This is a genomic window from Falsiruegeria sp. JB4-1 (assembly GCF_055693495.1).
The window spans coordinates 3766105-3789229 of sequence record NZ_JBVFTZ010000001.1; the positions used below are offsets into that span (position 1 = coordinate 3766105).

The following is a 23125-nucleotide window of genomic DNA, read 5'->3' on the forward strand; positions in this document are numbered from 1 at the left end:
ACATAGGAGGCCAATGTGACATTCTCGCGATACGCGATCTATTTTACGCCGCCCGCCGATGCGGAGTGGACCCGGTTTGGGGCCAGCTGGTTGGGCTGGGACATGGAAACTGGTAAAGCGGTTTCTCATCCAAAGCTTGTTGGCTTGGACGTGGAACGGATCACCGCAACTCCTCACAAATACGGGCTGCATGGGACCATCAAACCGCCGTTCCGACTGGCCGAGGGGCAGACGCTCAATGCGTTGGAACAAGCCTGTACGGATCTCGCCGCAACGCTTGCTCCCGTGTGGCTGGACGGGTTGGAACTGGCGCGGTTGGGTCGGTTTCTGGCGCTGCGCCCGATGGGCGACACCAGTGAATTGGGGGAACTGGCAGCTCAAGCCGTGCGCGGTTTGGACAGCTTTCGCGCCCCTGCCCCGCCTGACGAGCTGGAACGGCGCCGCGCGGCAGGATTGAAGCCCGCGCAAGAGGCGAACCTGCTGCAATGGGGATACCCTTACGTGATGGACGAATTCCGGTTTCACATCACCCTGACCGGCAAGCTGCCCAAGCGTGACCTGCCCGACGTGCAAGGCGCGCTGGAACAGGTCCTGAACCCAATGTTGCCAAAACCCTTTGTGATCAGCGATCTGGCCCTTGTGGGTGAGCGCAGTGATGGACGGTTCCAGATGATCCATCGTTACGCACTCTCAAGCTGAAGCTGCGTCAAGATCGTTTGTACCGTCTGATCCAACGCGCCAGAGTTGTCGACCTCGATCACCCGACGCAGCCCTTCGGGTAATTTCAGGCGTGCGCGATCCAGTCGGCGTTGGCGGTCCTCGACACTCTCGCGGGCGCGAGTGTCGAGCCGAGCCGCCAGAACCTCGGGGGACGCCGTGAGGGATACCACCACAAAATCGCCAAAGAGTTCTTGCGCGTCCAATAGCACCGAGCGCGAGAGGTTTACCAACAAGCCACGCGCCTGACGTCGTTGATCGTGAGTTGCCGCTGGAATGCCATAGCGCAAGCCATGTGCATTCCAATGCAGCAGGAAATCACCCGCAGCCAGGCCAGCGTCGAATTCGGCCTCGGTGGCGCGTGCGAAAACCTCGCCATCCTCGCCCGCTGGCCGGGTAATGACACGGCGCACCAGTTGCAGATCATCCCCACGCGCGGCCAATGCCTCCATCACGCTGTCCTTGCCCACGCCAGACGGCCCGACGACGGCTATGACTGTTGCCAGTGTCATGCGGCCTCCGGCGTAAAGTGCGAGACGTTGACCTCGCGGTCGCAAACCCGCTGACGCGCCTCGACATCGTGAAAAATGCCGACGATGGCAGTGCCGCGCTCCTTGGCCTCTTCGATCAGGGACAGCACGGTCTCGCGGTTGGTGACATCAAGGCTGGCAGTGGGTTCATCCAGCAGCATCGCCGGATACTCATGCGCGAAACCGCGGGCGATATTCACCCGCTGCTGTTCACCACCCGAAAAGGTGGTGGGGCTGAGGGCCCAAAGGCGTTCGGGGATGTTCAGACGCGCCAACAGACCAGCGGCCTTGTCCAGAGCTTTTGCTTTATCGACGCCTACGGCCAGCAGCGGCTCGGCCACCACCTCGAGCGTTGGCACACGCGGCACCACACGCAGGAACTGGCTAACATAGCCCAAGGTCTCGCGGCGCAGCGTCAGGATCTCACGCGGCTCGGCCTGCGCCACGTCCAAGCCCCCCACCATGACACGGCCCGAGGCCGCCAGGTAGTTGCCATAGATCACCCGCATCAGGGTGGATTTGCCCGCACCCGAGGCGCCGGTCAGGGCCACGCATTCGCCTGGGTTCACTTTCAGGTTGGCGCGTTCCATCACTGGGATGACGGCGCTGCCCTGATTGTGCAGGGTAAATCTCTTGCTTACGTTTTCGAGTTCAATCATTTCTCTCGCCCCTCACACTTGCAGCACGCTGGAGACCAGCAGCTGCGTGTAGGCATGTTGTGGGTCATCCAGCACCTGATCGGTCAGACCAGCCTCGACCACATGTCCGTCTTTCATCACCATCAGCCGATCCGCCAACAGGCGCACCACGGCAAGATCGTGGGTCACGATGATGGCGCTCAGCCCCATCTCGCGCACCAGACCACGCAGCAGATCAAGCAGACGCGCCTGCACAGAAACATCCAGGCCCCCTGTGGGTTCGTCCATGAACACCAACCGTGGTCCTGTCACCAGGTTGCGGGCGATTTGCAGACGCTGCTGCATCCCGCCCGAAAAGGCGGTCGGACGGTCATCGACACGGCTTTCGGCAATTTCGACTCGGCCCAGCCAGTCGATCGCCTTGTCTCGGATGTCGCCATAGTGACGATCACCCACGGCCATCAGCCGCTCGCCAATGTTGCCACCGGCGCTGACCGACATGCGCAGACCATCGCGGGCGTGCTGATGGACAAAGGCCCAATCGGTGCGGCCCAACATCCGGCGCTCGGGCTCGGACATTTGCAGCGTGTCCACCGGCCCGTCGGCACGGGTGTCAAAGATGACCTGCCCTGCGTCCGAATCCAGATGGCCTGCCAGACAGTTGAGCAATGTCGACTTGCCCGACCCGCTTTCGCCCACGATCCCCATCACCTCGCCGGGGTAGAGGTCAAAGCTCACATCCTTGCATCCGATCCGCGCGCCATAGTGTTTTTCGATGCCTTTGACTTGCAACAGGGGGGTCATGCTGCGTCCTCCGTTCCCAATCTGCCGACATGACCCGCTGCACGGCGAGAACGGCAATAATCCGTATCCGAGCAGACAAACATCCGGTTGCCTGCATCGTCCAAAATCACCTCATCCAGATAACTGTTCTCGGCCCCGCACAAGTCACAGGCGTGATCTGCCTTGGTGGCCTCAAACGGGTAATCCTCGAAATCCAGGCTCACCACCTTGGTGTGCGGCGGCACCGCATAGATCCGCTGTTCGCGACCGGCGCCAAAGAGCTGGATCGCCGACATCTCAAGCTTGGGATTATCGAACTTGGGAATGGGGGATGGGTCCATCACATAACGGTCTTGCACCATCACCGGATAAGCGTATGAAGTCGCGATGTCGCCATGCTGGCTGATGTCCTCATAAAGCTTCACGTGCATCAGCCCGTATTCCTCAAGGCTGTGCATCTTGCGCGTTTCTGTCTCGCGTGGTTCCAGAAAGCGCAGCGGCTCCGGGATCGGCACCTGATAGACGAGGATCTGATCCTCAGTCAGTTCAGCCTCGGGGATGCGGTGGCGGGTTTGGATGACGGTGGCCTTTTCCGTTTCTTCGGTCACGGCCACGCCTGCGGTGTTCTCAAAGAACTTGCGGATCGAGACGGCGTTGGTGGTGTCGTCCGCCCCCTGATCGATCACCTTGAACGTGTCATCCGGCGTCAGCGTTGCAGCCGACACCTGCACCCCGCCCGTGCCCCAGCCATAGGGCATCGGCATTTCGCGGCTGGCAAAGGGCACCTGATAGCCCGGCACGGCCAGGCCTTTGAGGATGGCGCGGCGGATCATCCGCTTGGTTTGTTCATCCAGATAAGCAAAATTGTATTCGCTCATAGCAAATCTCTTTCATTCAAGGCCGTCTCAAAAGCCTGAGGCGTGGTGAAATGAATGGCGTCCATGCCGACGGTGCGCGCGCCCTCGACGTTTTTCAGCGTGTCATCGACAAAGATGCAGTCTTGTGGCGTCAGTCCCGCGCGTTCGCACAGCCGGTGGAAAATCTCTGGCTGCGGTTTCAGCAGCTTCTCTTGTCCAGAAACCACCGTGACATCAAAGACCTCGCCCAATTCCGGGTGCGCACTGACACCAACAGGCCAGGTTTCGGCTGACCAGTTGGTGATTGCATGCACCTGCCTGCCCTGTTCCCTGAGCCGGTAGAGCAATTGCCAGGTGCCCTCGATCTTGTCGGGCAAAGTTTCAGCATAACGTTCGACATAGGCGCTCAGTCGGCGCTGATCTTCGGCGTTATCCAGCTCGGCCGCCAGGTCGGCAAAGGTTTCGCCCCCGTCTGCCCGAAGGTTCCGATCAAAGAACGCAACCCGCGTCAAAAACTCGGTCACCGCGCTACGGCTACCCAAGTCATCGAGCCAGGCCAGATAGGGGTCCCACCGGATCAGCACGTTGCCGATATCGAAGACGACGGCCTTCATTCCGCGGCCTCTTGATATCCGGCGGTGCGCTCTTCCGCCTCGCGACGCAGTTTGCGCACCAGCTCCAGCTCGGACTGGAAATCGACGTAATGCGGCAGTTTGATGTGTTCGAGGAACCCGGTCGCCTGGATGTTGTCTGAGTGGCTGAGCACGAACTCTTCGTCCTGCGCTGCTGCACCCAGATTGTCCTCGCCTAGCTCCTTCCACCGCAGCGCGCGGTCGACCAGCGCCATAGCGATGGATTTGCGTTCAGATTGACCAAAGACCAGACCATAGCCGCGCGTAAACTGGGGCGGCTCTGTCTTGGAGCCCTGGAACTGGTTCACCGTTTCGCATTCGGTCAGCTCCAGCTCTCCGATCTCGATGGCAAACCCCAGTTCAGGGATCTCCATCTCAACCGCGACCTTGCCGATCCGCAATTCGCCCACAAAGGCATGGTTGCGGGCGTAGCCGCGTTGAGTTGAGTAGGCCATGCCCAAGATGAACCCCTCGTCCCCGCGTGTTAACGACTGCAATCGCAGGGCGCGATTGGCAGGAAATTCCATCGGCTCACGGGTCAGGTCGCCCGGCACCGCATCGCTGGCCGGTTCGCGTTGGATGATGTCCTCATCCTGCAGGAATTCGGTGATGTGCGGCGTTGCTTCTTCGCGCGGCGTTGCCTCGACCGCCGGAGCAACCTCTCCCTCGGCCGCCAGTTTGAAATCCAGCAGGCGATGCGTGTAGTCAAACGTTGGGCCCAAAACTTGCCCCCCGGCGCATCCTTGAACGTCGCTGATATACGCCGGTCGCAAGCCATGCCGCCGGTTTCAACGGGCTGACTGACCCCGAACCGCGGCAGGGTCGTGCGGTAGGCTCGGATCAGAAAGATCGCCTCGATCAGGTCGCCCCGAGATTGCTTGATCGCTAATGCGGCCAGGTCAGGGTCGAACAGCGAGCCTTCGGCCATGACGCGGTTGACCGCAAGACTCAGTTGCTCGCGGATTTGCGCGATGGACAGCTCCTTCACCGATGTCTCGCCGCGCCGCTCCTCGGCCAGCCAGGCGTGAGCGTTTTCAATGGCGCGTTCACCACCTTTGACAGCTACATACATGCCTTAGCCCTTTGCGATTTGCGTGCTGCGCGGCAAGGCCGCGACTTGGGTGCCGCTGGTGAAAAAGAAATCCAACCCCAGAGGGTAGAGCGTGGAATTGGCCTGAAACTCCGGGATATTCGGCAAGTTCAGATGCGCGGTGTCATTGATACCGGGGCCAGAGAGCATTGCGCCGTTTTGCGTCAGCTCGGCGCACTCAACGATCAGGGTCGCCGAGCGATCAGGGTATTCTGAAGTGCCGATCCGATAGGTATTGATCGGCTGAAGATCCGTCCAGGCGCCCACTGCAAAATCCGCTTGAGTGGCATCGACCAAAGGCGCACCTGTGTGAAAGATCAGCCATTGACGCACGTCAGGCGTGTCCGCCCCGCCCGCCAGGTAAACGCCTGTTTCCGGATCACAAAGTGTAAGCAACAGGGTCGCAGCTGCCTCGGACAGAGGAGCTGGCGCCTGCGCCCCGGTCAGGGTGCGAATTTCACCAGGTCGAGCCATGACGGTCATGGCAGCACGAAAGGCATGGGCTGAGTCGATTGGCGCATCCAAAAACCCGCCCGCAAATTGCGTTGCTTGCGTTTGCATCAGTCTTCTCCTCGCACCATGGTGAAAAACTCGACCTTGGTCGCGGCGGCCTTTGCTGCGCGTTTCGTCTTGGCCTGTGCCACCTGATCGGCCAAAGGGGTCAGGATATCGCGCTGCACCCGGTCTGCGGCCTCTGTCTGCATCAGGGCATCAATCAAAGCGGCAGCTTCGGCTTTGGGTTTGGACCGCCCCTGGACATAGCCATGGCCAACGGTGCCGTCTTTCAGAACAAGCGAACAGCGGGTCACCGTCATCTCGCCAACGTTGAAGGGTGCACCGGTACCGCCCATGCGGCCCCGCACCATGACGCCGCCCACTTCGGGGACGCGCAGCCAGTCAAAGGTAGGGCGATCGTCGACTTCGCCCCACAGTGCCATCATCGCTCCCTCGGGCGCGGACGCCATCAGACTCATCCACGCTTTGCGCGCTGAATTGCCGGTATTCATCTCATTTGCCATATTAGCCTCTTGGCGAAGTTGTCTACAACAACTATACAACTAGACAAATCATACGAATTAGAGAGCCATCCCGCAATCCCGCATCTTGTGAAGTTTTGATGACATGAGCCGAACACCAATCTGGAAGACCATTGCCGCCAGTCTCACCTCGGACATTTCCGAGGGGCGATATCGCAATGGTGACCGCCTGCCGACCGAGGCCCAATTGTCCGCAACGCACGGCGTGAACCGCCACACCGTGCGGCGGGCGCTGGCCGAGCTGTCAGAGCAAGGGCTGGTGCATGCGCGGCGAGGCGCAGGCGTGTTCGTTTCGGCGCGGCCCACCGAATATCCCATCGGCAAACGGGTGCGGTACCACCAGAACATTTCGGCCAGCGGCAAGATCCCCGGCAAGCAGATCCTTGCGCTGACGACTCGCGCCGCAGACACGCAAGAGGCCGAGGCCCTGGGTCTGGCAAGTGGCGATCCAGTGCACGTCTATGACGGCTTGTCCCTGGCGGATGGGTTACCGATCGCGGTATTCCAAAGCGTGTTTCCGGCTGGCCGCTTTCCCAACATGCTGACAGCACTTGAGGACACGCAATCCGTCACCCGCGCACTGCAAGGGCTCGGGATCACGGATTACACCCGCAAATGGACCCGCCTGACCGCGCGCCGTGCCAGTGCAACGCAGGCCTTGCACCTGCGAGTGCCAGAAGGCGCGCCCGTGATGCACTCGGTGGGGGTCAATGTCGACCCTAATGGGGACCCGGTGGAGTTCGGGCGAACCTGGTTTGCCTAGCGATCACGTCACGCTAACCTTGGGTGAAACATAAGCGGAGCTCTCCCGCCCGTCGATCAGGCATCTAAGATGCCCTCCTCCCGTTGGGCCGGGCCTCGCTTCGCTAGGCGGTTGGCGACTGGACGCACCCACGCCGAGCCGAAGGCGAGGCGCCCGGCCCAAGGCCGCCAGCGATTTCGGCAAAGCCGGGATCAGCGCGGGCACGGGAGCGCCCCCGAATGGCTCAGGTGTACTTCTCCAAAAACGCCTCGGCCTTTAGGGTGCGAAAATCAGCAAGACGTTCGCGCAGGACGTCATGGCTCCAATCCCACCAGGCCAGTTCCATCATGCACTCCGCCACTTGCTCGGAAAACCGACGGCGCACTTCGGTTGCTGCCACGCCCGCTACAATCGTGTAGGGTGCCACGTCTTTGGTCACCACCGCGCCGGACGCGACCACCGCACCATGGCCGATTGTGACCTCGGGCTTGATGATCGCTGCGTGACCAATCCAGGTATCGTGACCAATTTTCGCCATACGACTGGCGCGATAGGCGAACCAGTCTGCATCATGCTGCGCATCCGCCCAATAGTCCGCCGCGCGATAGTGGAAATGATGCAGCGACGCCTTTTCCATCGGGTGATCCGTCGCCCCGATCCGAGTGAAGCTGGCGATGTTAGAGAACTTTCCGATCCGGGCATTGGCTACGTCGCAGGTCCGGTCGCAGTACGAATAGTCTCCCCACACTGTATTGTTCAGGCGGGTCCTTGCGCCGATCTCAACATACGCCCCAAACTTGCTGTCGTGGATCTGGCAATCAGAGTGGATGAATGGCGTATCGGACTTCAGGCGGGGTTCGGTCATCTTTTGGTCTTTCTCAAACGAAAAAGCACCGCTGGTGGATCAAATCCTTCAGCAGCGCTTTGATTTCCTACTTCAGGGCAGAACGAAGGGCTTGGCCGTGGTGTCCGCTTTACGTTTGCGCGATGTCTTCGCATCGCCCGCGATCAACTTGCGGCGCAACCAGCCCGAGAACCAGTCCATGAACATCACCATCAGGATGATCAGGACGATGTAATACGCAACCTCTTCCCAATCCTTCTGGGTGATGATCGCCTGCGTCAGCAGCAGGCCAATGCCACCTCCAGTGATCGCGCCAATGATGGTCGCGCTGCGGGTGTTGGATTCCAGAAAGTACAGCAACTGGCTTATCAGAACCGGTGTGATCTGCGGGATCACCCCGAACCGATACCGCTGCGGTGCATTGGCCCCGGTCGACTGCACACCTTCGATCTGCTTCTTGTCGACGTTTTCCAAGGCTTCCGAGAATATCTTACCGAAGGTGCCCGTATCCGTCACCAAGATCGCCAGCGCGCCAGTCAGTGGCCCCGGCCCGAAGGCCCTGCTCAAAACCACCGTCCAGATCAGCGCGTCGACGCCGCGGACAAAGTCGAACACCCGGCGCACACCAAAGCGTAGCGGCCCTAGCGGATTGAAGTTGCGGGCTGCCATAAAGGCCAGCGGCAGCGCCACGATACCCGCACCAAGCGTGCCCAGAAAGGCCATCAGGATCGTTTCGAAAATCGCCCAGGCCACATCCTGATGCCGCCACATCTTGTTGGTCCAGAAATCATTCCAGATCGCGCCCGCCTCACCGGCAAAAGCAAGCCCCATCAACTCCCCCGGTCCCTTCCCGTAGTAAGGGCTGTCGAGGGTGAACCAGAAGAGCTCCCAACCGTTGAAGTAGCGGAACACTTCAGACCGGTTGCGGGTCACGGTCAGGCGGCCTGCGTCGGTGGTTACAGCCAGGCGGTTCTTGGACAGGTTGATCCACTCTGGCACCTCACCTGCGGGCAGTTCTGCCTGTACGCCCTTGCGGCGGTCCGGGGTTGCACGGATCAGACCGTAGCCCGGCACGTCAAATTCGATGCTTTCGGGTCCAAACCTCACGATATAGCCGTCTTCCAGGTCGATTACCGTGGTTTCGCCTATCTCGACCCACTCAGGCGACATGCCGTCGGGGTATGCCCCCTTGCGCTCGCCTTCGATGGCGACGGACACGTCGCCGCTGCGGTTGTCGCGGGTGACATGGGTTTTGTAGCTGTAACTGTCAGCCACCAGCGTATTGCCGTTTTTCCAACTGGCTTTCTCATACAACCCCGGTACATCGAATGCGAAGAACACATAAGCCAGGTACAGCAGCACCAAGATCGGCAGGCCAAAGTTCATGATCCGCTTACGGGCAAAGATCTTGTCGGCCTCGGCCTTGAGCGCCGTGATAGGAAGGTTGGTGGCGAATGTACTCATGACGCGGCTCCGTGGGTCAGACGATTGCGCAGGACGCCAGACAGTTGGTCGACCAGAACGATTGTGACGAACAGCAGGATGAATATGGCGGCGGCCTCGTCATAGCGCCCCTGCCCCCAGGACATCGAGTTTCGCAACTCATACCCAATGCCACCGGCACCCACGAAGCCCAGGATGGCCGAGGCACGGATGTTGATCTCGAACCGCAGCAGTGCGTAGCTGACATAGTTCGGCCCCACCTGCGGGATCACGCCCAGATACATCCGCTGCGCCCAGGATGCCCCGACCGATTGGAGCCCCTCGACAGGCTTGAGCAAGGCGTTTTCGTTCACCTCCGAGAACAACTTGCCCAGGGCACCGGCCGTGTGAATGGCAATGGCGATCATCGCCGGAACCGGCCCGCCACCCAGAACAAAAATCAACACCAGCGCGATCACGATTTCCGGGACGGCACGGCAGATGTCGCTGATCCGACGAAAGACGGGGATCAACGCTGGCCAAGGCGCCATGCCGCGCGTGGCCAGCAGTGACAGGAACGTGCCCAACACAGCACCAATCAGGGTCGAGGCGGCTGCGATATTCAGCGTCTCGATCAGGGCTGGCATGAAATGCGCTAGATGTCCGGGCAGCAGAGCGACCTTTTCCCAGGCCTCGCTCAGCACCTCGGTCGGGTAGTCAAGAACTCGGCGCCAACCATCCGTGAAGGAACCTGCGTTGCGCGCATCTGCGGTGCGGAACCCGGCCGCCATCAAGCTGATGAAAAGGATCAGGAGAATACCACCATAGACCCGTTTGCGCTGAACCAGCGCGGAGTAATCGTCGCGAATATCCGCGACTGTTGGGGACCCTGCACTCAGGTCTGTCATTGGAATGCTCCCGTCAAAAACAGGGCCCGGCGTGTAAGTGCCAGGCCCCGCACATTTGGTTCTGAAATCAGTTGGACTTCAGTTTGCGCGCTTCGATGATGACCTCATAGGCGTCATGGCCAATCGGCATCACGCCTTTGGCCTCACCCGAGAGAACGCCATAGGCGCAATCGGGGTCCATCGCGGGCATCGAGGCCATCAGAGCAGTGAACTTGACCTTGACATCTTCGGGCAGAGCCTTGCGCAGAACGAAGGGGCCTTCGGGGATCGGCTTGGATTGCCAGATTTTGACCAGATCGTTCATGTCAACCAGACCCGCATCAACCGCGCGGCGCAAAGCGCCCGAGTTGAAACCGTCTTCCCATTCGCCCAGGCCGTCAGCCCAGCTCACGCCCGCGTCGATGTCGCCGTTGTTCACGGCAACGATGGTCTGCTCGTGACCGCCGGTGAACTTCACTTCACCAAAGTAATCACCCGAGGTCATGGTCGCACCGGTCACTTCGGGAATTTCGATCGAGGGGATCAGGAAGCCAGAGGTCGAGTTCGGGTCGCCAAAACCAAAGGTCTTGTCCTTCAGGTCTTCGATCGAGGTGATGCCGCTGTCCTTGCGGGCAAAACCGATCGAGTAGTAGCCGTAGCCGCCGTCGTTGTTGACCTTGACCAGGATCGGCTCAACCGCTTCGGGGTCCGACAGATAGGTCTTGGCATAACCGCTGGCGCCCAGCCATGCCATGTCGATGGTTCCGCCCAGCAGGCCCTGGATCACGCCGTTGTAGTCGGCGGGGGCAAACAGCTTGGTTGGAACGCCTAACAGTTCCTCGGTCTTGGCGCGCAGGCATTCGTTGTTGTTCAGACGGTCCTGAGCATTTTCACCACCCAGCAGGCCGATGCGGAATTCTTTGATTTCTTCTGCCATGGCCGGTGCGGCCAAGGCTGTGGTTGCCACAAGGGCTGCGATCAGTTTTTTCATCTTTGGGTTCTCCGGTTAAGTTTCCCCGACCCCCATCGGGTTCGGGTGATGAAAGGGATTGAAGCGGGTCAGACCGCTTCTTTGACGGAATTTGCCGTTGCAGCGGCTTCTAGCGTTTCGATCTCGGTCGACGTCGCGGCCTCGGAAAAATCGGCGCCTGCGCCATAGATTTCGCGGGCGACACCGGTGGTCAGCTGCTCCGGCAGGCCATCAAACACGATGCGCCCGTCGCGCATGCCAACAACGCGATCGCAATAGCGGCGCGCGGTGTCGAGCGTGTGCAGGTTGGCGATGACAGTTCGGCCGTCTTCTTCGTGGATGCGGCGCAGGGCCTGCATCACGACCTGTGCGTTCATCGGATCGAGCGAAGCAATCGGTTCGTCCGCCAGAATGATCTTGGGGTCCTGCATCAGAGCACGGGCAATAGCGACCCTCTGCTGCTGACCACCCGACAAGGCCTCGGCCCGTTTTGGGGCGTGTTCGGCGATGCCCAGACGGTCAAGAATGTCGATGGCCTTGTGAATGTCGGCCATGGGAAAGAGGTTGAACATGGTCGAAAAAGTCGAACGACGATTGAGCGTTCCGTGCAATACGTTCGACACCACATCCAGACGCGGCACCAGGTTGAACTGTTGAAAGATCATGGCGCATTCGGCTTGCCAGGCACGTTTGTCTTTGCCCTTCAGCGCGGTGACGTCGTGCCCTTCAAAGGTGATTGCACCTTTGGTGGCATCCTCAAGCCGGTTCAGCATTCGCAGCAAGGTCGACTTGCCCGCACCAGACCGACCGATGATCCCAATCATGCACGGCTTGTCCACGTCTAGCGTGGCCGCATCAACAGCCGTGTTTGCGCCAAAGCGTTTGGTAAGTTTGTTGATCCGCAGCACGAGCCACCCCCATTAGTTGATGTCAGGTGGCTAATGGGCAAAGACAAAAGGTATGTGTCGACCCGGTGAAGGTTTTGTAACGGGCGTCATTACTGAAATTTACGACGAAGGAGAGTGTTAGAAACTTCAGGACGGGCCGAAATCCTGCCCTTCCCCTGTTCGCGCGCAGCATTTGGCCCTATATGAGCGGTCGACTCGCTCTGATCCAATCACTTGCAGGTGCCACTCATGACTTTTGACCGTTCAATCAAGATCGCCCCATCGATCTTGTCCGCTGATTTTGCCAACTTCGGCCAAGAGATCCGGGCCATTGAAGCCCAGGGTGCGGATTGGGTTCATGTGGATGTGATGGATGGGCACTTTGTCCCGAACCTGACGTTTGGTCCGATGGCGGTCAAAGCGTTCCGTCCCCACGTCAAGACGGTGATGGATGTGCATCTGATGATTGCGCCGGTCGATCCCTACATTGACGCCTATGCCGACGCAGGCGCCGATGTGCTGACCGCCCATGTCGAAGCGGGCCCACACACCCACCGTACGCTACAAGCGATACGCGCGGCGGGAATGAAGGCAGGTGTAGCTTTGAACCCCGGAACGCCTGCTGAAGCGGTTGAGCATCTGCTGGACCTGACAGATCTAGTCTGCGTAATGACCGTGAATCCCGGTTTTGGCGGGCAGAAGTTCATCGACATGACCAGCAAGGTCCGTCGCCTGCGCGATATGATTGGCGATCGGCCCGTTCACATCGAAATCGATGGCGGCGTTGATTCGAAAACCGCACCGCTGGTGGCGCAGGCCGGAGCCGATGTGCTGGTCGCAGGTTCGGCCGTCTTCCGCGGCGGTTCTGTTTCGAACCCCGATGTCTACGGCGAGAACATCCGCGCCGTCCGCGCCGCAGCCGAAGGCGTTTACGTCTAAAGTCGCGCCAAAGAGGCCAGGCTCTCCCGCCCGTCGTCAATGCCCCTTGCGGGACACCTCCTCCCGTTGGGCCGGGCCGCCGCGCTGCGCGCGGCGGCTGGCGCTTGCAGCTCCCTTTTGTGATCAAAAAAGCTCTTGTCGGGACGGTACCGCGCCGAGCCAAAGGCGAGGCGCTCGGCCCAAGCCCGTTAGCGGTGCTGACGCAGTCAGGATCGCTCGGGCGCGGGAGCACCCCGAATTGCTTAGCCCAGACGGTGGGCAAAGTGATCAAGCAGCCGGTGCTTCAAGATCTTTCCGGTGGGTGCAGCGGGCAGTTCGGTTGCCACCACAATTCGGGATGGACGTTTGTAACCCGTCAGACGCGTGGCCACAAAGCGGGTCAGTTCTTCAACATCCGGCAAATCCCCGACCGCGGCCTGCACAAAGGCATAGACAAGCTCGTCCCCGTTTACCGTGCATCCGATCACTGCAGATTGAATAACCTGCGGGTGATCGTTCAGCGCGGCCTCGACCTCGGGCGGGTAAACGTTGAAACCACCGTGGATGATCAGCTCTTTTGACCGCCCTGCGATGTGTAGTCGCCCCTGATCGTCAAAATAGCCCAAGTCACCTGTGCGCAGCCAGCCTTCTTGCAGTGCAGCTGCAGTGGCTTCTGGGTTACGATAGTAGCCCTTCATCACATGTGGACCCGCTGTCAGCACCTCGCCCACGCCATCCCCTCCGCCCTCAACCCTATCGTCGACCCTGACCTCGACCCCGGGCAACGCTTTGCCCACAGAAATATCTGGATCCCCCAGATCATTGCTCGACGCGCTCACCCCGGCCGTACTTTCAGTCAGCCCATATCCGTTCTGGATCGGGACGCCATAGAAGGCTTCGGCCTTGCGTTTCCAAGTGGGGTCCAACGGTGCCGCGCCGGATGATGTATAGCGCAACGCGCAATCCTGCACCCCCTCCACCCCCTGTTCTTTGGCGTATTGCATCAGCAGGGCATGCATTTGCGGCACCGCTGAAAACAGGGTCACACCATCTTGCAACTGCTCGTAAAGCCGAGCTGCCGAAAATCGAGCCTCTAACCTGACCTGAGCACCGGCACAGCTTGCTGCCGTAACAACCGAGCAAAGTCCGAAGACATGGGTGATCGGCAATACGCCATAAACTACATCCTCTGGCGTCATCCCCCGCAAATTGGCCGAGGTCATGCCCCCGAACCGCACGTTGTCATGGGTCAGCATAACCCCCTTGGGCGTCCCGGTTGTTCCGGTGGTAAAAAGCATCACAGCCACGTCATGCAAATCCGTATCCGGATCGCTGGTAAAGGGGGCCGCCATGTGGAGCGCGCCAAACGCACCATCTAGCGCTTCGGCTCCCATTGCCTCTGCATGTTTCACCGCGTCCGGCGAAGCTGCTGTCGTCAACAGAACCAAAGTCGGCCGCGCGTGTTCAACGATCCGTGACAATTCACCTGCTGTCTGGCGTGCATTCACCGGCACCGCACAGGCCCCGATCCGCGAGCACGCATAGAGCGCGGCAATGGCAGCACAGCAATTCTCGGACACGATCATGATGCGGTCGCAGGCCCGAGCACCACGCGCCGACAACCCCATTGCCAGAGCGTCGACGGCGCGGCCAAACTCGGCAAAACTCCACGTTGTCCCACCATTGTCGGTCAAAGCAAGAGCATCAGGACGCACCTTGATCTGATCATCCAGAAAATCATGCCATTTGCTCATGCGACCCTCCCCTGTCGTCCAAGCGATGCGCTAGAACCGTGGTTTGCGCTTTTCCAGAAAGGCCGAGATCCCCTCGCCTGCCTCATCTCCTGCCACGGCCCGTGCCATGGCGTCGCGTTCTGCATCAAGCTGTGCTGCCTCGAGCTGCTCATAGGCTTGCCCCACAAGCCCACGGATCATCCTCTGCGCCTCGCGCGGCCCTTGGGCCAAAGCATCCGCCAACTCGTGCGCCGTTGCCAGGGTTTCACCCGGTTCAACGAGATCTGTGACAACTCCAAGGGCAGCCATGCGCGCCGCCTCAACCGGGCAGGCGAGCAGGCACATCTCGGTCGCCAAAGGGCGCGGCAACATCCGCGCCAGCGCCGATGTCAGACCGCCATCCGGGACCAACCCGGCCTTTACGTAGGCGGCGGTGAACTTGGCCCCCTTTGCTGCCACGATGAGATCGCAGGCCAAGGCCAATGACAACCCCGCACCTGCGGCACCCCTTCGACGGCGGCGATCACCGGCACAGGGCTGCCCCGCACTGCGCGGATCACGTCATGCAGCATGTCCACCCGCGCGCGTCGCTCATCCTCTGACAGCGCGCGTCGTTCGATCAATACGTTCAGATCGCCCCCGGCACAAAAGAATTGCCCCGCGCTTGTCAGCACGATGGCGCGAATACGACTGTCGCGCGCCTGGTCAGCAGCTGCCCTTATGGCATCATAGAGCTCTGGCGTCAGCGCCCCACGCTTTTCAGTATTACCGTTGACCACGACCAGGCGGTCATCCTGGTCTTCGACCCAGGCCAGGCTCATGGCTCAGCCCTTTTACTGCCGCGCTTGAATGTGCCCTGCGCCATGGCCAGCAACGCACCATCCTCGTTGCGAAGCTCGCCGGACACATAGGCGATCGAACGCCCGTTGCCTGCGGGTTGACCCACGGCAGTCACCCTTCCGCCGCGACCAGCCGAAACAAACTGCACGTTCAGCGCAACGGTCACCACTGGCTCTGGATCTTCAGGGCAAAACATGGCCGAAGCCGTCTGGCCGCACGCGACATCCAATAACATCGACACCATCCCGCCGTGCAGGATGCCGTGGTAATTCAAATGCTCGGGCCCGATATCCAAGTAGCAGGCCCGGCTGATCCCTGTCCGGCTGTGGTCGATCTCGTATCCGGTCATCGACTGACAGCCAGATTTCTGACGTGTCCACGATGCCCGCGAAGCTTTCTCTGGGCTAGGCCGCGCTGAGTCCAATGAACCGCTCCATGTGATAATCTGCGTCGCCAAATCGATGGTCGGTCAAGACGATCCGCTTGGCAATATGGGCCAACTCATACTCTTGCGTCATGGCAATGCCACCATGCATCTGGATCGCCTCTTCGGCCACCAGCCGACCGGTGCGGGCCATCAAATTGCGCGCGGCCGCGATCTGACGGTCCCGGTCGTCGCTGTCCAGGTGACCAGCGGCATTGGTGACAGCGGACCGCGCCTGTTCCAGTTCGATCAAAAGATCTGAGAAGCGATGCGCCAAAGCCTGAAACGTCCCGATAGGGCGGCCGAACTGCTTGCGCGTCATAAGATATTCACGGGTCAGTTCCGTGGCGCTTTCCATGGCACCCATAACTTCGGCCGCCAGAGCGACATTGGCACGCGCGACAACATCCGAAAGTGCTTCGAACCCTGCCCCCTCGGCGCCTAGCCGAGCAGAGTCTGGCACGCGCACATTGTCCAGTGTCACCTCAGCTGCGCGGCCTCCGCTCATCATCGGATAACCCTGCATTGTCAAACCAGCGGTATCCGCAGGCACCAGGAACAACGAGATCCCATCCAGGCTGAACGGCCCGCCACCTTCACGCGCGGAGACGATCAGATACCCGGCGGCTTCAGCGTTGATCACAACCGCCTTGCGCCCTTCGATCACTATGTCATCACCGTCGGCCCTGGCCGTGGTTTCCACTCGGCTCAGATCGTAGCGGCTGGCTGGTTCACCATGCGCCAACGCCAGATGCAGGCCACCGCCGATCACTTCTTCGACCAGGCCCTGCTGCGCGTCATTGCCAAGCGCGGCAAGCAGCCCGCCGCCCAGAATAGCGGTATCCAGAAAAGGTTCGACTACACCAGCGCGGCCCAATTCCTCGAACACGGTCGAGATGTCAAAGCCCGCGCCGCCAAAACCACCCTGCTCTTCGGTGAACAGCGCACCTATAACGCCCAGCTCGGCCAATTCACCCCAGATATCGGCGCTCAAACCCACGTCACTGTCAATGATCGCGTTGCGCTCGTTGGTGGTATACTTCTCGGACAGATAGCGCCGCAAAGTGTCCTGCAGCATCTGCCGCTCTTCGGTCAGATTGAAATCCATTTTCCTCAGCCCCCATCTTGACCTTGGCGATGATCCCACGCTGGATCTCGTTCGAGCCGCCAAAGATCGACAGTTTGCGATTGTTAAAATATTGCGCCGACACCGGCCCTGCGTAATCCGGCCCGATGGGGTCATTGTCCCCCTCGACCGCCTCAGAGGCGAATGGCATCGCGTAGGGACCAACCGCGCGACGTGCCAGATCGTTGATCTCTTGGCGAATGATTGTGCCCTTGACCTTGAGCATCGAACTTTCGACGCCCGGAGCTTGTCCGGCAGCGGCTTGACTGATGATGCGCAGGTTGGTGGTGGACATGGCCATCAGGTCAATCTCAATCTGCGCCAGACGTGCCGCGAAATGCGGGTTCTCGATCAGCGGTCGGCCATTGGCGCTTTCCTGACGGGCCACACGTTTGACCGCATCCAGACCCGCGCGACTGAACCCGACACCGGCGATCCCGGTGCGCTCATGGGTCAGCAGATATTTAGCGTAGGTCCAACCCTTGTTCTCTTCACCCACAAGGTTTTCGACCGGCACACGAACGTTGTCAAAGAACACCTCGTTCACTTCGGGCGTGCCATCCAGCAGAACGATGGGGCGGACTTCGATCCCGGGCGTGTTCATATCGATCAGCAGGAACGAGATACCTTCTTGCTGCTTGGCGTCCGGATCAGTGCGCACAAGGCAGAATATCCAGTCGGCATATTGCCCCAAAGTGGTCCAGGTCTTTTGCCCGTTGACCACATAGTGATCCCCATCGCGAACGGCACGGGTTTTGAGAGAGGCCAGATCGGAACCTGCACCCGGTTCGGAATAACCCTGACACCACCAGTCGGTGCCATCCAAAATGCGGGGCAGGTAATGATCCTGTTGCTCTTTCGATCCGAACTTTTGCAGCACCGGCGCCAACATCGACAAACCAAAGGGTACGATGCGCGGAGCATAGGCAGCTGCGCATTCATCCTCGAAAATATGGCGCTGCACAGCGTTCCATTCGGCACCACCAAATTCCTTGGGCCAGCCATAAGACAGCCAGCCCTTTTCGTTCAGGATCGAATGCCACAGCTCGTGGCCTTCCTTGCCGATATGTTCACCACGCCGGATCTTGTCCGACATGTCCTTGGGCAGCTTTTCCTCCAGAAACGTCCGCACTTCATCGCGGAACGCCAGCTCCTCATCTGTGTAACTCAGATCCATTCCTGATCCTTCTCTCTCAACATCTGCGGCAAAGCGTACCGCCCGGCACCCCGTGCCGGGTCGCCTTTGTCCGGGCCTCGATGGCCCGGGCAATGGCCCTCGCCGATCAGTAAATTTCGAACAGGCCAGCTGCGCCCATGCCGCCGCCGATGCACATGGTCACGACACCCAGCTTGGCACCGCGACGCTTGCCTTCCAGCATCAGATGCCCGGTCATCCGCGCGCCGGTCATGCCAAACGGGTGTCCAATCGCGATAGAGCCGCCGTTCACGTTGTATTTCTCGGGGTCGATGCCCAGACGGTCACGGGAATAAAGGCACTGGCTGGCAAAGGCCTCGTTCAGCTCCCACAGATCAATGTCATCAACTTTCAGCCCATGGCGTTCCAACAGGCGTGGCACTGCAAAGACGGGGCCAATGCCCATTTCATCGGGCTCACAACCCGCAACCGCGAACCCTTTGAACGCGCCCAGGGGGTCAACCCCCGCTTTTCAGCCTCGGACGCTTCCATCAGCACCACAGCAGCTGCACCATCGCTGAGTTGCGAGGCATTGCTTAGCCGTAATCGCTTTGTCAGGTCCACGGATCGGGTCCAAGCCTGACAGCCCTTCCATTGTGGTTGTCGGACGGTTGCACTCGTCACGATCCACGACGACCTCTTTCTGAGAAATCTCGCCAGTTTCGCGATCCTTGACTGCCATTGTCGTCGTCATTGGTACGATCTCATCGGCGAACTTGCCCGCTTCCTGTGCAGCGGCGATCCGCTGTTGGCTGCGCAGTGAGTATTCGTCCTGATACTCGCGGCTCAAACCATAGCGCTCGGCCACAATGTCCGCCGTTTCGATCATCGTCATGTAGACGTCGGGCTTATGCTCCAAAATCCACGGATCGGGCGCACCGCGCATTTTGGACTGCACCAGCGAGATGCTCTCAACCCCGCCTGCCACCATCGGACCGGCGCCCTCTTGTGTGATCGCGTTGGCTGCCTGTGCGATAGCCTGCAAGCCCGACGAGCAAAAGCGGTTCACGGTCATGCCCGACGCCGTTACCGGCAGGCCCGCGCGGATGGCGATCTGGCGACCGATATTGCCGCCGGTTTCACCCTCGGGTAGCCCGCAGCCGATCACGCAATCCTCGATGTCCGAGCCTTGCAGCCCCGCCCGTTCGACTGCGGCCTGCACGGCATGCCCGCCCATCGTAGCCCCGTGGGTCATGTTGAACGATCCGCGGAACGATTTCGCCAGCCCGGTCCGAGCGGTGGATACAATTACGGCCTGTTTCATCATGCAGTTTCCTTGTTCAGATCATCAAATGTGCGGCCCTCAGCCACGAGTTGTTCAAGAAGGGGCGCGGGCTGCCAGAAATAGTCGTCTTCCTTGGCCCATTCTTTCATGTCAGCCAGCAATTCGCCTAGTCCAACCATATCGGCCCATTTCAGCGGCCCCCCGCGATAGCGTGGAAATCCGTAGCCATAGAGCAGCGTCACATCCACATCGAGCGGGCGCCGGGCGATCCCTTCGCCCACCACTTTGGCCGCCTCGTTGACCATCGCGGCCATGTAGCGGCGCACGATGTCCTCATCGGTGAATTCACGCGTGGTAAGACCTTGCTCTGCCCGTTCAGCCTCAATCAACGGCATCACATCGGGGTTTGGCACGCCCGCGCGCTTGCCCGCCTCGTAGACATAATATCCTTTACCGGTTTTCTGACCAAAGTGCCCGTCTTCGCAGAGTTTATCCGCATAAGAGCTGTCGCGTGCGCGTGGATCCAGCCCTTCGGCCCGCTTGCGTTTGCGCACAGACCATCCAATGTCGAGGCCCGCAAGATCCGCCACCGCAAACGGCCCCATAGCAAAGCCAAAGTCGGTCAGCGCCTTGTCGATCTGATAGGGAGAAGCCCCATCCAGGATCATGTGGTCGGCGCAGGTGCGATAGGTCGACAAAATCCGGTTGCCGATGAACCCGTCGCATACACCTGCCCGCACAGAGGTTTTCTTGAGCTGATTGCCAAGCGCAAATCCGGTTGCAACCACATCAGCGGCGGTTTTATCGGCTACAACAATTTCCAACAGCTTCATGACGTGGGCTGGAGAAAAGAAGTGCAACCCGATGACGTCATCGGGACGACCGGTGCAGGCGGCAATCTCGTTGATGTCGAGGTAGGAGGTATTCGAGGCCAAAATCGCGCCCGGCTTGCAGACTGCGTCGAGCTTGGTGAATACTTGCTTCTTGACGTCCATGTCCTCGAACACAGCCTCAATCACCAGATCCACGTCGCTCAGCGCGCCATAGTCCGTGGCCAGCGTCAACGCCTTGGTTGTCAATTCCTCGAACTGGACCTGGCTGAGTTTGCCGCGTTTCAGGGCACCACCAAGGTTGCCCTCGATCCGTCCCTTTGCTGCCTCGGCGGCTTCGGGCGTCATTTCCAGCATCACCACCGACAAGCCCGACAACAGAGCCGCGGTTGCGATGCCCGCCCCCATGGTGCCGCCGCCGATGACACCGATTGCGTTCAATTCGCGCGGTTCCACACCCTTGAGTTCCGGCAACTTCCCAACTGCACGTTCGGAAAAGAAGGCATGGATCATGCCCTGCCGTTGATCGGACGACATGAGCTCCATGAACAACTGTCGCTCGCGTTTCATGCCGTTGGCAAAAGGCAACTCGCAACACGCCTGAATTCCCCGCACGGCCACCGCAGGCGCGATCTGACCTCGGCTTTTCTTGAGCACAACGTCGTAGAGCGCATCAAAGTCCACCGGAGCGGGCGCATCCATTTCGCTGATGGCGCGACGTGGGGCGCCGCTGTCAAGCAGCTCTTGCGTATAAGCCAACCCGATGTCGCGCGGAGAGCCTTCGGCCACTCGGTCAAGAATGCCCAATTCCAGCGCCTCTTTCGCACCGACCTGCCGACCCGAAGTGATGATATCGACTGAAGCATCAACCCCGATCAAACGCGGCAGACGTTGCGATCCCCCGGCTCCGGGCATAACGCCGATCAGAACTTCGGGCAGACCGACGCGCGCCGATGGCACAGCGATCCGATAGTGTGAGCCCAAAGCAATCTCTAGACCACCACCCAAGGCCGTACCATGCAACGCAGAGACCACAATCAAGGGAGAGGATTCTGATGCGGGTGCAGACGTCAGGCAAAAAGGGTTCGGTTGGAGGTTTGCCGAACTCACGAATGTCAGCGCCAGCAAAATACGTGCGACCTTCGCCGTAGATCAAAACAGCCTTGGCGCCATCTGCTTCAGCCCGCGCCATCCCATCGACCAAGCCGTTTCGCACTGCGTGACCCAAGGCGTTCACAGGCGGATTGTTCGCGGACAGAACCGCAATATCTCCGACCAATTCATACCCAATTGCCTCTGACATCGGCATTCACTCCCCTTTGACGGAACGCGCGTCCGAAAAGTCTGCGCGCCTGCTCCTGTGGGCCGAACATGTGCCCCCCTTGACTGGTCCAGCCATTGTAGGGCTCGCTCCTCGTGACACGTTCGGCGGTCATTTCACGTTGCGAAACGTTGTTCCGCCACGTGAAAGTGATCCGCCCTGACCCCAAGATCAAGGAGAATTCACCGAAGCGACGTAAGGTTGGATTTGGGTTCGGGAGCCGTTTCCTGCTGCGTTCGGCGTCAGTCCTAGGGGCGCACGCAGGTCCACACAGTACGGGTCGATTTGTCGTCAACGCGCTCAAACCCGGCCTTGGTCAGGATCGTTTTGCATTCACGCATGCCCTCAATGCCATATGCCTCGGGGTGGAATTCCAGCACAACGGCGCGGAAGCAATTCAGGTCAGCGTGCCGCAACAACTCGAGTTCTCCCCCTTCGATATCCATCACTAAGACAGTGGGCGCTAGTTGTTCGCAAACCTGCGAAAACGAGGCCGTGGGCACATCCACCACATTGGTAGGCCGGTTCCCGGGGTTGAGCAGCGAAGATCCCAAGTAGCTGTTTCGAACATGAAACGGCATGGTCTCTGGGCGATCACTGGCACTAATGAGCACTTGGTTGGTAACTGAAATCCGATCCTGCAGCCCATTCAATTCATAGAGTTCGTTGATTGCTTCCAACAGATCGGGGTTTGCTTCGAAAGAATGAATGGCTTTGGGTTTGGCATTATGGGCAATCACCGCACCCACTAGGCCGATGCCTGCCCCAATTTCCAGGACCGTATCGTCGGGCGTCACCACATGCAGTGACCCTTCGATCTCCTGCCCCTCATAACGGGCACTCTTAATCCGCTCTATGCGTTTTTCGTGTAGAAACCGTGTCATTGGCACTTTGACGCCCAGGCATTCTGCGGCAACGGTTTGAGTATCAGTCACTGCTCAGGTCCTTATGCCCCGTTTCATTGCGCCGCATCCTGCGGAGATGGGAGGTAAAACGCAAGAGACGGCGATAATATTTCGTAGGGCAAGGCACCGGGTTGACCGTTACGACAGTCGTACCGTGGCACCCCTGGTGCCGCGCAAGTCATTGCGTTTGGCGCGGCCGCAACTTTTGGTCGAATTTCACCCTCATACATGCACGAAAAATACACCGTTGCAGGCGTTGCAATTCGGCTATTCCAAGGTTGCCCCTACTCAATGCTGCAAGTGCAGCATAACTTTCAATCAACCGAAACCCGTATTGGGAGATTCAAAAATGGCTGTTACCGCCGCGCGTTCGCACACCGTCCCCTCGATCCTGGGAGCCGTCGGTGATGTTTTTGTGGGCATCTGGAGTGCCTTGGTTCACATCGGCGAGGCGAACTCGAAAGTGCGCCGCATCCAAATGCTGTCCAACTTGAGCGACCCCGAGTTGGAAGCGCGGGGTATCAAACGCGAGAACATCATCCGCCACGTGATGGCTGACGTTCTGTAAGGGT

21 protein-coding genes and 4 pseudogenes are annotated in these 23125 nt (G+C 59.7%); 4 read left to right on the forward strand and 21 right to left on the reverse strand.

Features of this window, described 5'->3' with window-relative positions; all coding sequences use genetic code 11:
• The first annotated feature begins 15 nt into the window (after positions 1-15).
• Entirely contained in the window at positions 16-699 is a 684-nt protein-coding gene (locus ACZ1HE_RS19130; protein WP_472623382.1) for a DUF1045 domain-containing protein, read from the forward strand.
• Here the strand turns inward: ACZ1HE_RS19130 and ACZ1HE_RS19135 are convergent.
• The 8 genes and pseudogenes from ACZ1HE_RS19135 to phnG all read right to left on the reverse strand — a co-directional run bounded on the left by ACZ1HE_RS19135 (position 681) and on the right by phnG (position 6266).
• Positions 681-1229, reverse strand: coding sequence for an AAA family ATPase (locus tag ACZ1HE_RS19135; RefSeq protein WP_472623384.1), 549 nt, complete (start codon positions 1227-1229; stop codon positions 681-683). The two genes, ACZ1HE_RS19130 and ACZ1HE_RS19135, sit on opposite strands and share 19 nt — an antisense overlap.
• Positions 1226-1906, reverse strand: a complete 681-nt coding sequence (gene phnL, locus ACZ1HE_RS19140) for a phosphonate C-P lyase system protein PhnL (RefSeq protein WP_472623386.1) — start codon at positions 1904-1906, stop codon at positions 1226-1228. The genes ACZ1HE_RS19135 and phnL overlap by 4 nt, the downstream gene beginning before the upstream one ends.
• A gap of 12 nt (positions 1907-1918) precedes the next feature.
• Positions 1919-2689, reverse strand: a complete 771-nt coding sequence (gene phnK, locus ACZ1HE_RS19145) for a phosphonate C-P lyase system protein PhnK (RefSeq protein WP_108788174.1) — start codon at positions 2687-2689, stop codon at positions 1919-1921.
• On the reverse strand, positions 2686-3546 hold the full coding sequence (locus tag ACZ1HE_RS19150; RefSeq protein WP_472623388.1) for an alpha-D-ribose 1-methylphosphonate 5-phosphate C-P-lyase PhnJ: 861 nt from the start codon (positions 3544-3546) through the stop codon (positions 2686-2688). Before ACZ1HE_RS19150 ends, phnK begins: the two co-directional genes overlap by 4 nt.
• On the reverse strand, positions 3543-4139 hold the full coding sequence (locus ACZ1HE_RS19155) for an HAD family hydrolase (RefSeq protein ID WP_472623390.1): 597 nt from the start codon (positions 4137-4139) through the stop codon (positions 3543-3545). The genes ACZ1HE_RS19150 and ACZ1HE_RS19155 overlap by 4 nt, the downstream gene beginning before the upstream one ends.
• Positions 4136-5229, reverse strand: a pseudogene (locus tag ACZ1HE_RS19160) (carbon-phosphorus lyase complex subunit). The gene ACZ1HE_RS19155 and the pseudogene ACZ1HE_RS19160 overlap by 4 nt, the downstream one beginning before the upstream one ends.
• A gap of 3 nt (positions 5230-5232) precedes the next feature.
• Positions 5233-5808, reverse strand: coding sequence for a phosphonate C-P lyase system protein PhnH (gene phnH, locus ACZ1HE_RS19165; protein WP_472623392.1), 576 nt, complete (start codon positions 5806-5808; stop codon positions 5233-5235).
• The gene (gene phnG / locus ACZ1HE_RS19170) at positions 5808-6266 is read right to left on the reverse strand and encodes a phosphonate C-P lyase system protein PhnG (protein WP_472623394.1); all 459 of its coding nucleotides are present in this window, start codon (positions 6264-6266) and stop codon (positions 5808-5810) included. The genes phnH and phnG overlap by 1 nt, the downstream gene beginning before the upstream one ends.
• Positions 6267-6369: 103 nt before the next feature.
• Between phnG and phnF the strand changes: the two genes are divergently transcribed.
• A complete protein-coding gene (gene phnF / locus ACZ1HE_RS19175; protein ID WP_472623396.1) occupies positions 6370-7047 on the forward strand; it encodes a phosphonate metabolism transcriptional regulator PhnF in 678 nt (225 codons plus the stop codon).
• Positions 7048-7270: 223 nt separating this feature from the next.
• Here the strand turns inward: phnF and ACZ1HE_RS19180 are convergent, their stop codons facing one another.
• From ACZ1HE_RS19180 to phnC, 5 genes are all read right to left on the reverse strand, one after another.
• Positions 7271-7891 (reverse strand): LbetaH domain-containing protein, encoded by a 621-nt coding sequence (locus ACZ1HE_RS19180; RefSeq protein WP_472623398.1) that lies wholly within the window; start codon positions 7889-7891, stop codon positions 7271-7273.
• 72 nt (positions 7892-7963) lie between these two features.
• The gene (gene phnE / locus ACZ1HE_RS19185) at positions 7964-9334 is read right to left on the reverse strand and encodes a phosphonate ABC transporter, permease protein PhnE (protein WP_472623400.1); all 1371 of its coding nucleotides are present in this window, start codon (positions 9332-9334) and stop codon (positions 7964-7966) included.
• Positions 9331-10200 (reverse strand): phosphonate ABC transporter, permease protein PhnE, encoded by an 870-nt coding sequence (gene phnE / locus ACZ1HE_RS19190; RefSeq protein ID WP_472623402.1) that lies wholly within the window; start codon positions 10198-10200, stop codon positions 9331-9333. The genes phnE (ACZ1HE_RS19185) and phnE (ACZ1HE_RS19190) overlap by 4 nt, the downstream gene beginning before the upstream one ends.
• A 67-nt stretch (positions 10201-10267) precedes the next feature.
• Positions 10268-11170 carry a phosphonate ABC transporter substrate-binding protein gene (gene phnD / locus ACZ1HE_RS19195; protein WP_472623404.1) on the reverse strand — a complete coding sequence of 301 codons (903 nt, stop codon included), beginning with the start codon at positions 11168-11170 and terminating at the stop codon, positions 10268-10270.
• A 68-nt stretch (positions 11171-11238) separates the two neighbouring features.
• Positions 11239-12057, reverse strand: coding sequence for a phosphonate ABC transporter ATP-binding protein (gene phnC, locus ACZ1HE_RS19200; RefSeq protein WP_472623406.1), 819 nt, complete (start codon positions 12055-12057; stop codon positions 11239-11241).
• Between the two features lie 228 nt (positions 12058-12285).
• On the opposite strand from phnC, the gene rpe reads away from it, so the two are divergent.
• The gene (rpe, locus tag ACZ1HE_RS19205) at positions 12286-12975 is read left to right on the forward strand and encodes a ribulose-phosphate 3-epimerase (RefSeq protein ID WP_472623408.1); all 690 of its coding nucleotides are present in this window, start codon (positions 12286-12288) and stop codon (positions 12973-12975) included.
• Between the two features lie 242 nt (positions 12976-13217).
• Here rpe and ACZ1HE_RS19210 read toward each other — a convergent pair whose 3' ends face one another.
• The 8 genes and pseudogenes from ACZ1HE_RS19210 to ACZ1HE_RS19245 all read right to left on the reverse strand — a co-directional run bounded on the left by ACZ1HE_RS19210 (position 13218) and on the right by ACZ1HE_RS19245 (position 22583).
• Entirely contained in the window at positions 13218-14708 is a 1491-nt protein-coding gene (locus ACZ1HE_RS19210; protein ID WP_472623410.1) for a class I adenylate-forming enzyme family protein, read from the reverse strand.
• 30 nt (positions 14709-14738) lie between these two features.
• Positions 14739-15508 (reverse strand): annotated as a pseudogene (locus ACZ1HE_RS19215) (oxepin-CoA hydrolase, alternative type).
• The gene (locus ACZ1HE_RS19220; protein WP_472623412.1) at positions 15505-15876 is read right to left on the reverse strand and encodes a PaaI family thioesterase; all 372 of its coding nucleotides are present in this window, start codon (positions 15874-15876) and stop codon (positions 15505-15507) included. The pseudogene ACZ1HE_RS19215 and the gene ACZ1HE_RS19220 overlap by 4 nt, the downstream one beginning before the upstream one ends.
• Before the next feature lie 55 nt (positions 15877-15931).
• Positions 15932-17059, reverse strand: a complete 1128-nt coding sequence (locus ACZ1HE_RS19225; protein ID WP_472623414.1) for an acyl-CoA dehydrogenase family protein — start codon at positions 17057-17059, stop codon at positions 15932-15934.
• A complete protein-coding gene (locus ACZ1HE_RS19230; protein WP_472623416.1) occupies positions 16959-18254 on the reverse strand; it encodes an acyl-CoA dehydrogenase family protein in 1296 nt (431 codons plus the stop codon). The genes ACZ1HE_RS19225 and ACZ1HE_RS19230 overlap by 101 nt, the downstream gene beginning before the upstream one ends.
• Positions 18255-18360: 106 nt before the next feature.
• A pseudogene (locus tag ACZ1HE_RS19235) lies at positions 18361-19536 on the reverse strand (acetyl-CoA C-acyltransferase).
• Positions 19536-21630: pseudogene (locus ACZ1HE_RS19240) on the reverse strand (3-hydroxyacyl-CoA dehydrogenase NAD-binding domain-containing protein). Before ACZ1HE_RS19240 ends, ACZ1HE_RS19235 begins: the two co-directional pseudogenes overlap by 1 nt.
• Positions 21631-21896: 266 nt before the next feature.
• Complete coding sequence (locus ACZ1HE_RS19245; RefSeq protein WP_472623418.1) at positions 21897-22583, reverse strand: FkbM family methyltransferase; 687 nt, start codon at positions 22581-22583, stop codon at positions 21897-21899.
• A 319-nt stretch (positions 22584-22902) separates the two neighbouring features.
• On the opposite strand from ACZ1HE_RS19245, the gene ACZ1HE_RS19250 reads away from it, so the two are divergent.
• Complete coding sequence (locus ACZ1HE_RS19250; protein WP_472623420.1) at positions 22903-23121, forward strand: DUF1127 domain-containing protein; 219 nt, start codon at positions 22903-22905, stop codon at positions 23119-23121.
• Positions 23122-23125 lie beyond the last annotated feature (4 nt).